The 12366-nt window shown below is 39.8% G+C and carries 11 protein-coding genes; 8 read left to right on the plus strand and 3 right to left on the minus strand.

What is annotated here, in order from left to right:
- Window positions 1-19 precede the first annotated feature (19 nt).
- From upp to MTF68_RS05880, 5 genes are all read left to right on the plus strand, one after another.
- Entirely contained in the window at window positions 20-652 is a 633-nt protein-coding gene (gene upp / locus MTF68_RS05860) for a uracil phosphoribosyltransferase (protein WP_004586497.1), read from the plus strand.
- Window positions 653-661: 9 nt separating this feature from the next.
- On the plus strand, window positions 662-1900 hold the full coding sequence (locus MTF68_RS05865) for a uracil-xanthine permease family protein (RefSeq protein WP_248461964.1): 1239 nt from the start codon (window positions 662-664) through the stop codon (window positions 1898-1900).
- A 136-nt stretch (window positions 1901-2036) separates the two neighbouring features.
- Entirely contained in the window at window positions 2037-3782 is a 1746-nt protein-coding gene (locus MTF68_RS05870; protein ID WP_248461965.1) for an HAD-IIB family hydrolase, read from the plus strand.
- Window positions 3775-4998, plus strand: a complete 1224-nt coding sequence (locus tag MTF68_RS05875; RefSeq protein WP_248461966.1) for a glycosyl transferase — start codon at window positions 3775-3777, stop codon at window positions 4996-4998. Before MTF68_RS05870 ends, MTF68_RS05875 begins: the two co-directional genes overlap by 8 nt.
- A gap of 24 nt (window positions 4999-5022) precedes the next feature.
- Complete coding sequence (locus tag MTF68_RS05880) at window positions 5023-6801, plus strand: sugar phosphorylase (RefSeq protein ID WP_004586493.1); 1779 nt, start codon at window positions 5023-5025, stop codon at window positions 6799-6801.
- Between the two features lie 105 nt (window positions 6802-6906).
- Here MTF68_RS05880 and MTF68_RS05885 read toward each other — a convergent pair whose 3' ends face one another.
- Window positions 6907-9753 (minus strand): TonB-dependent receptor, encoded by a 2847-nt coding sequence (locus MTF68_RS05885; protein ID WP_248461967.1) that lies wholly within the window; start codon window positions 9751-9753, stop codon window positions 6907-6909.
- Window positions 9754-10366: 613 nt separating this feature from the next.
- Between MTF68_RS05885 and MTF68_RS05890 the strand changes: the two genes are divergently transcribed.
- Both MTF68_RS05890 and MTF68_RS05895 read left to right on the plus strand, forming a co-directional pair.
- Window positions 10367-10756, plus strand: a complete 390-nt coding sequence (locus MTF68_RS05890) for a cytochrome b562 (protein WP_248461968.1) — start codon at window positions 10367-10369, stop codon at window positions 10754-10756.
- A 200-nt stretch (window positions 10757-10956) separates the two neighbouring features.
- Window positions 10957-11343: an OsmC family protein gene (locus MTF68_RS05895; protein ID WP_248461969.1), complete on the plus strand. Its 387-nt coding sequence runs from the start codon at window positions 10957-10959 to the stop codon at window positions 11341-11343.
- Between the two features lie 51 nt (window positions 11344-11394).
- Here the strand turns inward: MTF68_RS05895 and ykgO are convergent, their stop codons facing one another.
- Together ykgO and MTF68_RS05905 are read right to left on the minus strand one after the other, a co-directional pair.
- The gene (ykgO, locus tag MTF68_RS05900; RefSeq protein ID WP_004586489.1) at window positions 11395-11529 is read right to left on the minus strand and encodes a type B 50S ribosomal protein L36; all 135 of its coding nucleotides are present in this window, start codon (window positions 11527-11529) and stop codon (window positions 11395-11397) included.
- Window positions 11529-11792: a type B 50S ribosomal protein L31 gene (locus MTF68_RS05905; protein ID WP_004586488.1), complete on the minus strand. Its 264-nt coding sequence runs from the start codon at window positions 11790-11792 to the stop codon at window positions 11529-11531. Before MTF68_RS05905 ends, ykgO begins: the two co-directional genes overlap by 1 nt.
- Before the next feature lie 224 nt (window positions 11793-12016).
- Here MTF68_RS05905 and MTF68_RS05910 point away from each other — a divergent pair, with 224 nt between their 5' ends.
- Entirely contained in the window at window positions 12017-12283 is a 267-nt protein-coding gene (locus tag MTF68_RS05910; protein WP_248461970.1) for a hypothetical protein, read from the plus strand.
- Window positions 12284-12366 lie beyond the last annotated feature (83 nt).

Raw genomic sequence — 12366 nt, forward strand, 5'->3', positions numbered from 1 at the left:
GTATCAGTAGGTTTTTATCATGTCAATTCACGTAATTTCACACCCTCTAGTTCAACACAAATTAGGCTTAATGCGCGCTCACGGTATAAGTACTAAAAGCTTTCGTGAATTATGCTCTGAGGTAGGTACTTTATTAACCTACGAAGCAACTAAAAACCTACAGTTAGAAGATAACGAAATTACTGGCTGGGACGGCAACAAATTAAAAGTAGAGCACATTAAAGGCAAAAAAATTACTGTTGTGCCTATTTTACGCGCGGGCCTTGGCATGATGGATGGCGTAATGTCATTACTCCCAGCGGCTAAGGTAAGTGTAGTGGGCCTTGAGCGTAACGAAGAAACGCTTGAGCCAGTACCTTACTTTGAAAAGTTAGTAGGCAATATTGATGAGCGTTTAAGCTTAGTTATAGACCCAATGCTTGCAACTGGCGGCTCTATGATTGCTACTATCGATATGCTTAAAAAAGCCGGCTGTAAAGACATTAAAGTAATTGTACTGGTTGCTGCACCTGAGGGTGTTGAAAAAACATTAGCCGCTCACCCTGATATTGAGATTTTTACTGCCTCAGTTGATAGCCATTTAAATGAAAAGGGTTACATTATCCCAGGGCTTGGCGATGCAGGTGACAAAATTTTCGGTACGGTTTACTAAGGTTTAACAGTGCAAAATAATTCTACATTTTCTATAAAAACCATTTTAACCGGCGCCCAAATGTTGTTTGTAGCATTTGGTGCGTTAGTGTTAGTGCCTTTATTAACGGGGCTTGACCCAAGTGTCGCTTTGTTTACAGCGGGTATAGGTACTTTATTATTTCAGGTAGTGACGAAAGGCAAGGTGCCTATATTTTTAGCGTCATCATTTGCGTTTATTGCGCCTATTATTGCCTCAGTACAAATGTGGGGCGTACCAGCCACCATGGGGGGGTTAATGGCAGCGGGCTGTGCTTATATGCTGTTAGCGCTATTGGTTAAATTTAAAGGGGTGGCAATACTTCATAAAATTTTGCCGCCTGTGGTCGTCGGCCCCGTTATTATGGTGATTGGTTTAGCCCTTGCACCGGTTGCGGTAAATATGGCAATGGGTAAAAGTGGCGACGGCAGTATTGAACTTATTGCTTACGATAAAGCCATTATTATTTCGCTGTTTTCTCTTGTTGTAACACTTATTTTTGCTGTGTGGGGCAAAGGTGTATATAAGCTGATCCCTATATTAGCGGGTGTTATATCGGGTTATGTTTTATCACTGGTAATGGGTGTGGTTGAATTTGGTAGCGTAAATGAAGCGAGCTGGTTGGCTGTACCAAACTTCACATGGCCCGAATTTAAGTGGCAAGCCATTCTCTTTATGGTGCCTGTTGCCATTGCACCTGCTATTGAGCATATTGGCGATATGATGGCTATTAGCCAAGTAACCAATAAAGACTTTTTAAAAAAACCAGGCTTACATCGCACCTTATTTGGTGATGGCTTAGCCACTGCCGCTGCCTCTTTATTTGGTGGTCCGCCAAACACTACTTACTCTGAAGTAACTGGCGCAGTGATGCTGACCAAAAACTTTAACCCTAAAGTAATGATGTGGACTGCCATAATTGCTGTGGTACTGGCCTTTGTGGCAAAAATGGGCGCTGGTTTACAAACAATTCCTGTACCTGTGATGGGCGGCATAATGATTTTGTTATTTGGCTCAATTGCGGTAGTGGGCTTAAATACGTTGGTTAAATCTGGGGATGACTTAACTGCACCCCGTAATTTAAGTATTGTGGCACTTATATTAGTATGCGGTATTGGCGGTATGCACATTGGGGGTAGCCAATTTAGCTTAGAAGGCGTTAGCTTGTGCGCCATTTTAGGTATTGTGCTTAACTTAGTATTACCAAAAGCCGAGCCAGAAACTGATTAATTTTGCACTGTATGTAAAATTTACGCACCAAAATAGCGCATACTAATTGCGCTATTTTTGTAAGTTACTAATAATTAAATAAAAATAATAGTGGTCTAGTACCTGCATTTGTTACTTCATAATATAAGGAGTTACTATGTCAGAGGCCAGTATTGTGGATATAACCCCATTTTTAGCAAAGCACCAATTGCCTTTAAAGTATCAGTACCTTAGTGAGCAATTTTTTATCCCGCTTGCACACGATATTCTAGAATCAAAAAAAAATAACACCCCTATTTTTGTCGCCATAAATGGTTGCCAAGGTTCAGGAAAAACAACCCTCGCAGATTTTTTAGTTACTTGGTTTAGTAACAACACGCCGTTTACCAGTGTCGCGCTTTCTATTGACGATTTTTACTTATCTAAAGCACACCGCCAAGGACTTGCCAAAGACGTACACCCATTATTTGCCACCCGTGGTGTGCCTGGCACCCACGATGTAGGGTTAATGAATACCACCATAAGCCGGTTACTTGCAAAGGAGGTTGGCGTGCCTTTGCCTAAATTTGACAAGCATCACGACGATTGCAGCCCCGAGCAAACATGGCAATGTAACAATAAACCCATTGATATTATTATTTTAGAAGGTTGGTGCGTAGGTAGTGAGCCACAACCGTTATTTTCTTTAAGTGAGCCTATAAACGAGTTAGAAACACAGCACGATAAAGAAGGCGTGTGGCGCCGTTGTGTAAACAGTTGCCTAGCAAATGAATACAAAAGTGTGTTTAGTAAAATAGATTACACGGTGATGCTCAAAGCGCCGAGCTTTGAAGATGTATTTAAGTGGCGACAAGAGCAAGAGCAAAAGCTTATTGCCGCTAAAGGCGAGGGCGATGGCACCATGAGTGATGAGCAACTGGTGCACTTTATTTCTCATTTTGAGCGTATTACTCGCGAAAACTTAAACACCCTAAGCGCTAAAGCTAATGCCCTTATAGAGCTTGATAGTAATCGCGATATTAGTGCTATGCACTTAACCAGCGACGATACGCTGCAACCTATTATATTTACCGACTTAGATGGCACGTTACTCGATCACGCCGATTACAACACTAAAAATATCAGTAGCTTGCTGCAATACTTACAAGCAGCCCACATTCCTGTGGTGTTTAATACGAGTAAAACATTTTGCGAAGTGGTTGAACTTAAAAACGAGCTTAATATTCAACAGCCTTTTATTGTTGAAAATGGCGCGGCGGCTTATTTACCCGTAGATTATTTTGAGCTTAAACCCATTGGCTGCACGCAAGTAGGGGCGTATTGGTGTTATGCATTTGCATCACCCTTATCTAACTTACTTAGTGATTTAGACTCCTTAAGCAGCGAATATAAATCGCATTATAAGTTATTTAGTGATTTGTCGAGCGAGCAAATATCATCTCTCACCGGACTTGATGAAGCGCATGCAAGGCGCGCTCAAACACGCGATTTTTCAGACCCACTTTATTGGCACGGCAGCGATGAATTACTTAATGCGTTTGTAAACGATGTTAAAGCTCTCGGCTACGACATAAAAATAGGCGGGCGGTTTATACATATTGCTAAAAACACCGATAAAAGCGCTGCACAGCAGTGGTTAGTTAAACAAATTTCACAACATTTTAGAAAGCCTCTCACGGTAATTGCACTAGGTGATAGTGACAACGATAAGCAGATGCTAGAGCAAGCTGATATCGCCATTATCATACATAACCCAAGCAGTAAAAAGCCGGTTAAGTTAACACATAACAAGGCGCGTTATTCGCAATCGCCCGCTCCACTGGGTTGGATTGAAGAAATAACCACATTGCCTTGTATTAGCAGCATTTTAAATACTATTGAGGAGCGAAAATCACATGGCTGATTTTTATCAAAATGGCATCATCACAACCTTACATAACATCGCCGATAGACCGGTAGAAGCGCTTGAAGAAGAGCTAATTAGTTTTAGTAAGCAACGTCCAATGGGATTAATACTCCCTTCGTTGTTTAGTGAGCTTGAAGGCCCAGCGCTGCAAAACATTGTAAAAGAACTCAGAGAGGTTCCTTATTTATCGCAAATTACCATAGGTTTAGACATGGCAGACGAATCACAATACCGCCATGCTTTAGGCTTTTTTAAAGAGCTTAACCAAAATCACAAAGTGCTTTGGAACGATGGTCCTCGTTTGCAAGCGCTTGATAAAGAATTACAAGAGCTAGGCGTTGCACCGCGTGAACTTGGTAAAGGCAGAAACGTGTGGTATTGCATGGGTTATAAATTGGCCACTTCAGAGGTAGAGTCGATAGCACTGCACGATTGCGATATTTTAACTTACGACAGAGGTTTGTTAGCGCGCTTAATTTACCCTGTAGCACACCCGCGTTTTAATTATGAATTCTGTAAAGGCTTTTACCCACGTACTGCAAACGGCAAAATTAATGGCCGAGTATCGCGCTTATTAGTAACGCCGTTATTACGCTCGTTCAAAACTATTTTAGGCAATACCGACTACCTTGAGTACATGGATACCTTTAGATACCCGTTAGCAGGGGAGTTTTCGTTTAGACGTGATGTGCTAAACGATATTCGTATTCCGAGTGATTGGGGTCTTGAAATTGGCGTACTAAGTGAAATGTACCGTAATTATTCGCATAATCGCTTATGCCAAGTGGATATTGCTGATAACTACGATCATAAGCATCAGGAACTTTCTCTTGATGACCAAAACGCCGGTTTATCTAAAATGTCGATAGATATAACCAAGGCACTATTTAGAAAATTAGCCACTCAAGGGGTTACATTTACCAGCGAAACAATTCGTTCTTTAAAAGCAACTTACTACCGTATTGGTTTAGACTTTATAGAAACGTATCATAACGATGCACTGATGAATGGTTTAACCTTAGATGTGCACCAAGAAGAAAAAGCCGTAGAAATGTTTGCCAAAAATGTTATGGAAGCAGGTCAGCACTTTTTAGATAATCCAATGGAAGCGCCATTTGTGCCAAGTTGGAACCGTGTTGTATCGGCCATGCCAGATGTTTTTGAGCGCTTAAGAGAAGCGGTTGATCTTGATAATAAAGAATTTAGTGAATAAATAAAACAATAATAAGGGGCGCGTGTGAATACAGTAAGTGAATTATTTTTACAGCGGGTAGAGCAACATCTACATATTATTTATAAAGATGTTGAACTGCCCTTAAGTATTACAGAGCTGGCTGAGCAGCTTATAACTATAATTTTAGGCGACAGCCCGCTGCGCGACCCCACACCCCATACTAACCGCTGGGACGAGCAAGATATTATATTAATAGCCTATGGCGACTCTATTATTAAGCACGATGAGGGAGATCAAGCTGTTGCAAAACCGGTAGAAGCACCGCTTAAAACCTTGCACCGGTTTATAAAAGAGCAGTGCGATATGCAGCTTAATGCTTTGCATATATTGCCATTTTACCCGTATAGCTCTGATGAAGGCTTTGCGGTAATGAACTACGTGCAAGTAAATGAATCGCTAGGAGATTGGCAAGATATAAAAAATATCGCCAAAGATGTAAAGCTAATGGCAGATTTAGTGATTAATCACTGCTCTAGCCGAAGTGTATGGTTTGAAAACTTTTTAAACGATTTGGACCCCGGCAAAGATTACTTTAAAACGGCAAGTTTAACCGATGATTTATCTAATGTAGTACGCCCGCGTACGTCACCGCTATTAAATACGGTAACCACACCAAGCGGCGAAAAACATGTATGGTGTACGTTTAGCCACGACCAAGTTGATTTTGATTTTGGTAACCCGGAAGTTTTAAAAGAGTTTATAAGTATTATTCGCCATTATTTAGATAACGGCGTACGCTTGTTCAGGCTAGATGCGGTTGCATTTTTATGGAAACAACTCAATACAAATTGCATTAATTTACCGCAAACGCATGAAGCTGTTAGGCTTATTCGCACCCTTATAGAGCATACTGAGCCAAGCGTTGTCATAATTACCGAAACAAACATACCAAACCAAGAAAACCTCTCTTACTTTGGTAACGCTAACGAAGCCCACAGTATTTATAACTTTGCTTTACCGCCTTTATTACTGCATACATTACTCAGTGGAGATAGCACAGCCATTAAGCATTGGATGATGAGTATGCCGCCTGCGCAAAACGGCACCACATACTTTAACTTTATTGCCTCGCACGATGGCATTGGACTTAGGCCAATAGAAGGCTTGTTACAACCAAGCGAAGTGGCGTCATTGGTGAGTACGTCTATGCAATTTGGTGGGCGTGTATCAATGCGCACCAGTAACGATGGTACGCACACACCGTATGAACTAAATATTGCACTTTTTGATGCATTACAAGGCACGCACAATGGACAAGATAAGTTTGGCCTTGAGCGATTTATGTGTGCACACGCCATTATGTTTGCGCTTGAAGGGATCCCTGGGCTTTATATTCATAGCTTGCTTGGCACAACGAACGATTACGAACGCTTTGAAAACTCACAGCATAACCGTGCAATTAACCGTCATCGTTGGCAAGAGTCAAAACTATTATCGGCTTTAGGTGATAAATATAGCCATCATCACAAAGTGTTTAATGGTATTAAGCATTTATTAGGTATTCGAAAAAAACAAAGTGCATTTCATCCTAATGCCACGCAATTTACGCTGCACTTAGCGGGGGGATTATTTGGTTTTTGGCGGCAAAGTATAGACAGGCGCCAAAGTATATTTTGCGTTTATAACATAAGTGATAAACCACAAGTACTTACCCTTGCAGATTTAAACTTAATTAACACCCAGCAGTGGTTTGATTTAGTGGCTAATGAAACAATTACCGAGGATCAACTCACTATAGAGCTAGAGCCTTATCAAAGTGTATGGTTAAGTAATATTAAATAAAGTGCAGTAATACCAATTTGCAAAATAGATCACTTAATTAAGCGCATTGGTATAAAAAGGCTCGCAGTGCGAGCCTTTAACTTAATTAATAAACGTTGTTACTAATTATAAGCTGTAGCTTAAGTTAATGTAGCCAAAGCGGCCAATGTTATCGTAACTTGCGCTGTTTTCGCCTGTCCCGCGTGTACCATACGGAAGTTTACGATTAAATAGGTTATCAACACCTACTTTAACGCCTAAGCCGCTATCGAAGTTGTAACCCACTGTCATATCGGTAATAAAGTATTTACCGTAAGACATTTGGTTACTTGGGTTCGAGTTACTCGCAAGCTCTACATTTGTGTATAAATCAACTTCGCTGATAAAGCGTGTTTCAACCGTTGAATAAAAGTTATCCATTGCATAGCTAACCGATAGGTTAGTTTGCCATTTCGCTTCGCCGGTTGTACCTGCGTACTCAATATATGAACTAGGATCATCCTGGAACGGGTAATCTTTACGTTCAATAAGGTAAGTACCAATTAAACGTGTTTTAAAGCTACCTTCAAGCGCATCAAAGTCATAGCCTAGTTCAAAATCAACACCAGACGCCTTTTGACCAGCTACGTTAAGCACTGAGTTTTGAATCAGCGAAATTTCACCACTGGCATTACGTGTAATTAAATTACAGTACTGATTGTCTATACCTGTCGTGCTATCAACACAGCGGTCAAGAATTTCTTGCGCGTCGATTGTGTCAATTGCATTTTCTAGATCAATTTCCCAGTAATCTATAGTAAGCACAGCGTTTTCTAAAAACTCTGGTTGATAAACAATACCTACCGTTGTACTTGTAGACTCTTCGCCTTTAACATCACGGTTACCGCTTGTTAAGCCATCTAAAGAGGCTGAGTCGTAACCTGAGTTAAAGTCACTTGCAACACCTAATGCAGCACAGTTTGCAGTGCGTGTTGCTGCATTTGATAAATTAGCTATGTTTTCAGCGCGGCACGGGTCTTCTACATTGTAGAAAGTTTGGCTTGCTGCACCAAATACTTCACTTATGTTAGGCGCACGAAGTGCTGCAGATTGCGTTACACGCACACGTAGTTCATCGTTAACAGTCCAATCAAGGCCTAGTTTCCAGCTAGTTGCTTCGCCAATTGTGCTGTAATCAGCATGACGTACTGCGGTATCAAATACTAAATCTTGAATAAACGGTAAGTCAGTTAAAATAGGCATAGTTGCTTCAAAAAATACTTCACGCACATTAAACGAGCCTTTATCTTCGCCTAAAGCGTTAAAAAATGTACCTTCTGCGTTATCTGGCTCTTTTGTTTCGCTTTCTTCTTTACGGTATTCAGCACCAAACGCAACACCTACGTAACCTGCTGGTAATTCAAAAATAGCGCCATTGGCAAGTGAACCAGAAACCACGGTTTGCTTAATAGTTGACGTACCTACAGATACCGTATTTATGTAATCAATCGCTTGTTGAGATGGTGCGCCAAAACCCATAATGTTAACCGGTACACAGCCATCAGCTTGTGCAGCAGCGCTGCGACATACGATGTTGCCATCTGCATCTTCAACGGCATCAAGGGCATTAAAGTAGTTGGCTAAAATCATATTAGCGCCATTTTCGCGCTCTAAGTCAGTTTGACCATACACAACTGATGTATCTAATTCCCAATCTTCAAACACAGTCCCTTTTAAGCCTGTAACAAAACGGGTTGTTTCACGGGTATTATTTTCAACGCGGCGGCCAAGGTCACTCATCATGCGGTTTATCATGATTGAATCAACGCCTTCCTCTTGCATACGCGCTTTGATATCTGGGTCTAGGTAAGGGTTATTAATTTTAATGCTGTTGTCGCTGTCAAAAAAGAAAAACGCAGGTTGACCTATGCTTTCGCCTTGGCTGTTTACGTATTTTGCATCAAAGTAGACGTTTAAATCGTCGGTAACATCGTAGTTAACTTTAAAGTTTACGTTGTAACGCTCAAACTCAGGTTGTATTTCCTCAAATTGGCCTAGGTTAAAAAAGTCACATTCTGCACATGAATATGGATCTGCGTTATTGCCTATGTATAAGTCACGAGCACTGCTATCCGGGTTAAAGCTATTAATAAATTTGCTTGGATCTTCAAGTGCATAAACACCTGCATCATTGATGGCGAAATAACCCGCATTAGGTGTTAAAATTTTATCAGGAAAGTCAGCACTATTTTTGTTCTCATCCGTTTGGGCTTGGTTAGGTAAGCTGCTAAAAGATGTGCTAGTCCAAGGGTGGTCAAGTGCATTTAATGAATCTTGGCCTGAGTACTCAATAGCAAAAGCGGCATTACCACGGTCGTTATCAAAATTAGAGCCGTACGAGAACGTTGCTTTTTCGTTGTTGTAGCTGTTTAAATCGGCAAAACCACGGGTAACGCTAAAATCCATACCTTCAATGTTGTCTTTTAAAATAAAGTTGACAACACCTGTAACCGCATCAGCACCGTATACAGCTGATGCACCACCAGTAATGATTTCTACTCGCTCAACCCAGACGCTCGGAATAGTATTTGTATCAACAGCTTGAGAGCCCGCTGAGCTAGATACGTGGCGTTTACCGTTTACAAGTACTAAGGTACGGTCGGTACCCATGTTACGTAAATCAAGAATGTTTAAACCAGCAGTACCAATAAAGCGGCCTGAGTTTGCCATTGAATATGTATTGCCAAGTGCTGGTAAGTTGTTTAGCGCTTCACCAATGTTTACAGCGCCAGTATTAATTAGCTGCTCGCCGCTTATAACTGTTACTGGTGCCGGTGCAATAGCGCCTTCACGTAAAATACGCGAACCCGTTACTTCAACGCGTTCAATTTTTGTCGCTTGCTCATCTTGTGCAAGCACAGAATTACTCGCTGTTGCAGCAGCAGTAATCAATGCACATTTAATGCTAGTAGAAAGTAAATTATGACGTTTCATGTGTTTCCCAAAGGAGATTTTATAATAATTAAATACATTATCTTTTAGCTAAATACACAGTGCATTTAGCCTAAGCCCTATAACTTTTGTTATAGGGCCGGCGATTATTGCATGCGTATTATTTTATTAAAAGCAACTAAAATAAGCCTAAATCACTAACATGAAATAAGTTACAGGTGAGTTGTTGTTAAATTAACAATAAAGCGAGGTGATGTTAGGAGTTTAAGTTTTATGGGTGTTTACGCTTTGCTTATTAATTGCTGTCAATTAATTTACACTGGAATTGTATTGGTAATATTAAAGAGTTTATTTTGAGCGTCTTGATTTGATAATGGCTTAAATATAACCATTGAGTGTATTTTAACCTTTAAATGGGGTGCTCTAATTATAGGCGGATTTGTAAGGTTTATGTGTTTAATTTAACTTGTTAAATGAGTTAACTTTTGAGAAATAGTAAGAATAAAAATTAAATTTGAAAATTTTTCACTATAAAACTTGCCGTATCATAATTTTGTAAAGCCCCTTTACAGTTATGCAGCTTCCTATGCGCCTTGAGTTACTTTATTACGTAAACTTGATACACTTATACTGTTTTTTATAAATAGGTTTTACCATGAAGTTTTTAGTTTTAATTTTTACTTTTGTATTTAGTACTGCGGCCATTTCAGAGCAAGAAGTTGATCTCGGAGTTAATATGAAAAATACAGGCCTTGCTTATAAAAATGCGGTGCAAGCAGTAGGTATAGGTGGCTTTAATACCGCCATAGATAAGTTTATTACTTTGGTTGAAACCAGTAAAAAAGCGACCTTTCATAAAGAAGCACAAATGTCGCTGCAAGGGCTAGATAAAGTTATTGCGCAAGCAAAGTTGGCAAAAAAATTAGCGAATGAGCGCGGGCTTGATGCAGCAAAGCCAGCCCTTAAAAATATAGATGATTTACGCAAGAAGTATCATGAGTTGCACGAGCCTCCAGGTTTTTTTGACTTATTGTTTGGTAATTAACCTCAGCTTTTTTGTAAATTAATGTCGAGCAGTTATTTCAGCGCTACCTAGGTTAACTTTTTCGCAGTAGCGCATTATTGATGCGCAGATTTGTGATTTTTTAATAAAATGTATAGCTGCAAATTAAAAAGTTTGAACGCTCATTTTTCAATATTTTAGTAAAGCTCTTATCTAGGGTGCAGATTAATTAAGGAATAGTAATGGAAATTTCAGTGTCATTGTTAGAGGGGCAAAAACAAAGTGCAAAATTTGGCGACCTCGAAGTAATAAGCGATCAAAGTATTAATGCTGGTGGCGGTGCCGAACACCCAGAACCGTTTGACTACTTTTTAGTAAGCATGGTGCTATGTGCTGGGTTTTATGCACGTAAATTTTGTGAGCAACGCGATATCTCTACACAAGGGATGACGCTTACGCAAAATAATGAAAACGTAGATGAAGAAGGTAAAAAATTATTTTCTATCGAAATTAATTTACCTGATGGCTTTCCTCAAAAATATAAAAAAGCACTTATTGCTGCGGTTAATACGTGTACTGTTAAAAAAGTGATTCAGGCCCAACCTGAATTTTATGTAGTTGTTAAATAAAAAATACGGGTAAACATGGTTCGTTTACCCGTATACTTCACGGAATTAGTGTTACTTTTTCTTCATTCCTTGTACTGCTTTAAAACGTGGATTGTCTTTACATATTACAAAAACACGTCCTTTTCGCTTCACTATTTGACATCCTGGTCGTTGCTTAGCGCTTTTAAGCGAGCTTAATACTTTCATTACTCACCTTTTTTGGCTGTAGATAAGTTTTTAAAGCGACGGTTAAACTGCGCGACACGTCCGTCACTAGCCACTGTTTTTTGCTTACCGGTATAAAACGGGTGCGAGTCGCTAGACACATCAATAGGCACATACGGATACGTTTTCCCTTCAAGCTCAATAGTGCGGTCTGTTTTAATGGTAGAGCCAATAATGAAGTAGCTATCGGCAGCTGTATCGTGAAAAGCAACCACGTTGTAATCTGGATGGATATTAGGTTTCATAATACGCCTCAAGTTGTTATGTGATAATATAACTATAGGTTATCGCGTTTACGGCATTCGTGCAAATGATTTTTACTCTCATTTACTGACATTTTTGCTGGCTAATTGCGCAAATAATTCAAAAAATAACCACTTAAACCAAAAATACTGGCTATTAGTTTTTAGGCTGTTATAACTATATAAAAAGTGTTAACAAGAAAATTTTTACGGTTTAGAGGTAAGCTATGAGCGACGCAGCACAACAAGAACAAATAGACCAAGGGGTGATGGAAACCCTTAGAGAGCGCGATCACACAGTCTTATCTAAGCAAATTAATCCAATAGACTGTACACACAACGATATTATTGAGCTGTTAGCACAATATATGGCGTTAAGTGAGCAAGATAACGACGAACTATTTGACGATTGGTTTGATAATCTAAATAAAGAACAGCACACTGTTTTAAAAGTGTTTGAGGTATACCGCGGCCAATACGAGCACCAAAATTAATACTTAGGCGCAGGTGAAACGCTCACTTAGCTGCGCCTTATTAATTAACCACCAACCTGAGCTTTGGATAATAAAATTATCTC

The sequence above is a fragment of the Pseudoalteromonas sp. 2CM37A genome (assembly GCF_023161885.1).
Classification (GTDB): domain Bacteria; phylum Pseudomonadota; class Gammaproteobacteria; order Enterobacterales; family Alteromonadaceae; genus Pseudoalteromonas; species Pseudoalteromonas atlantica.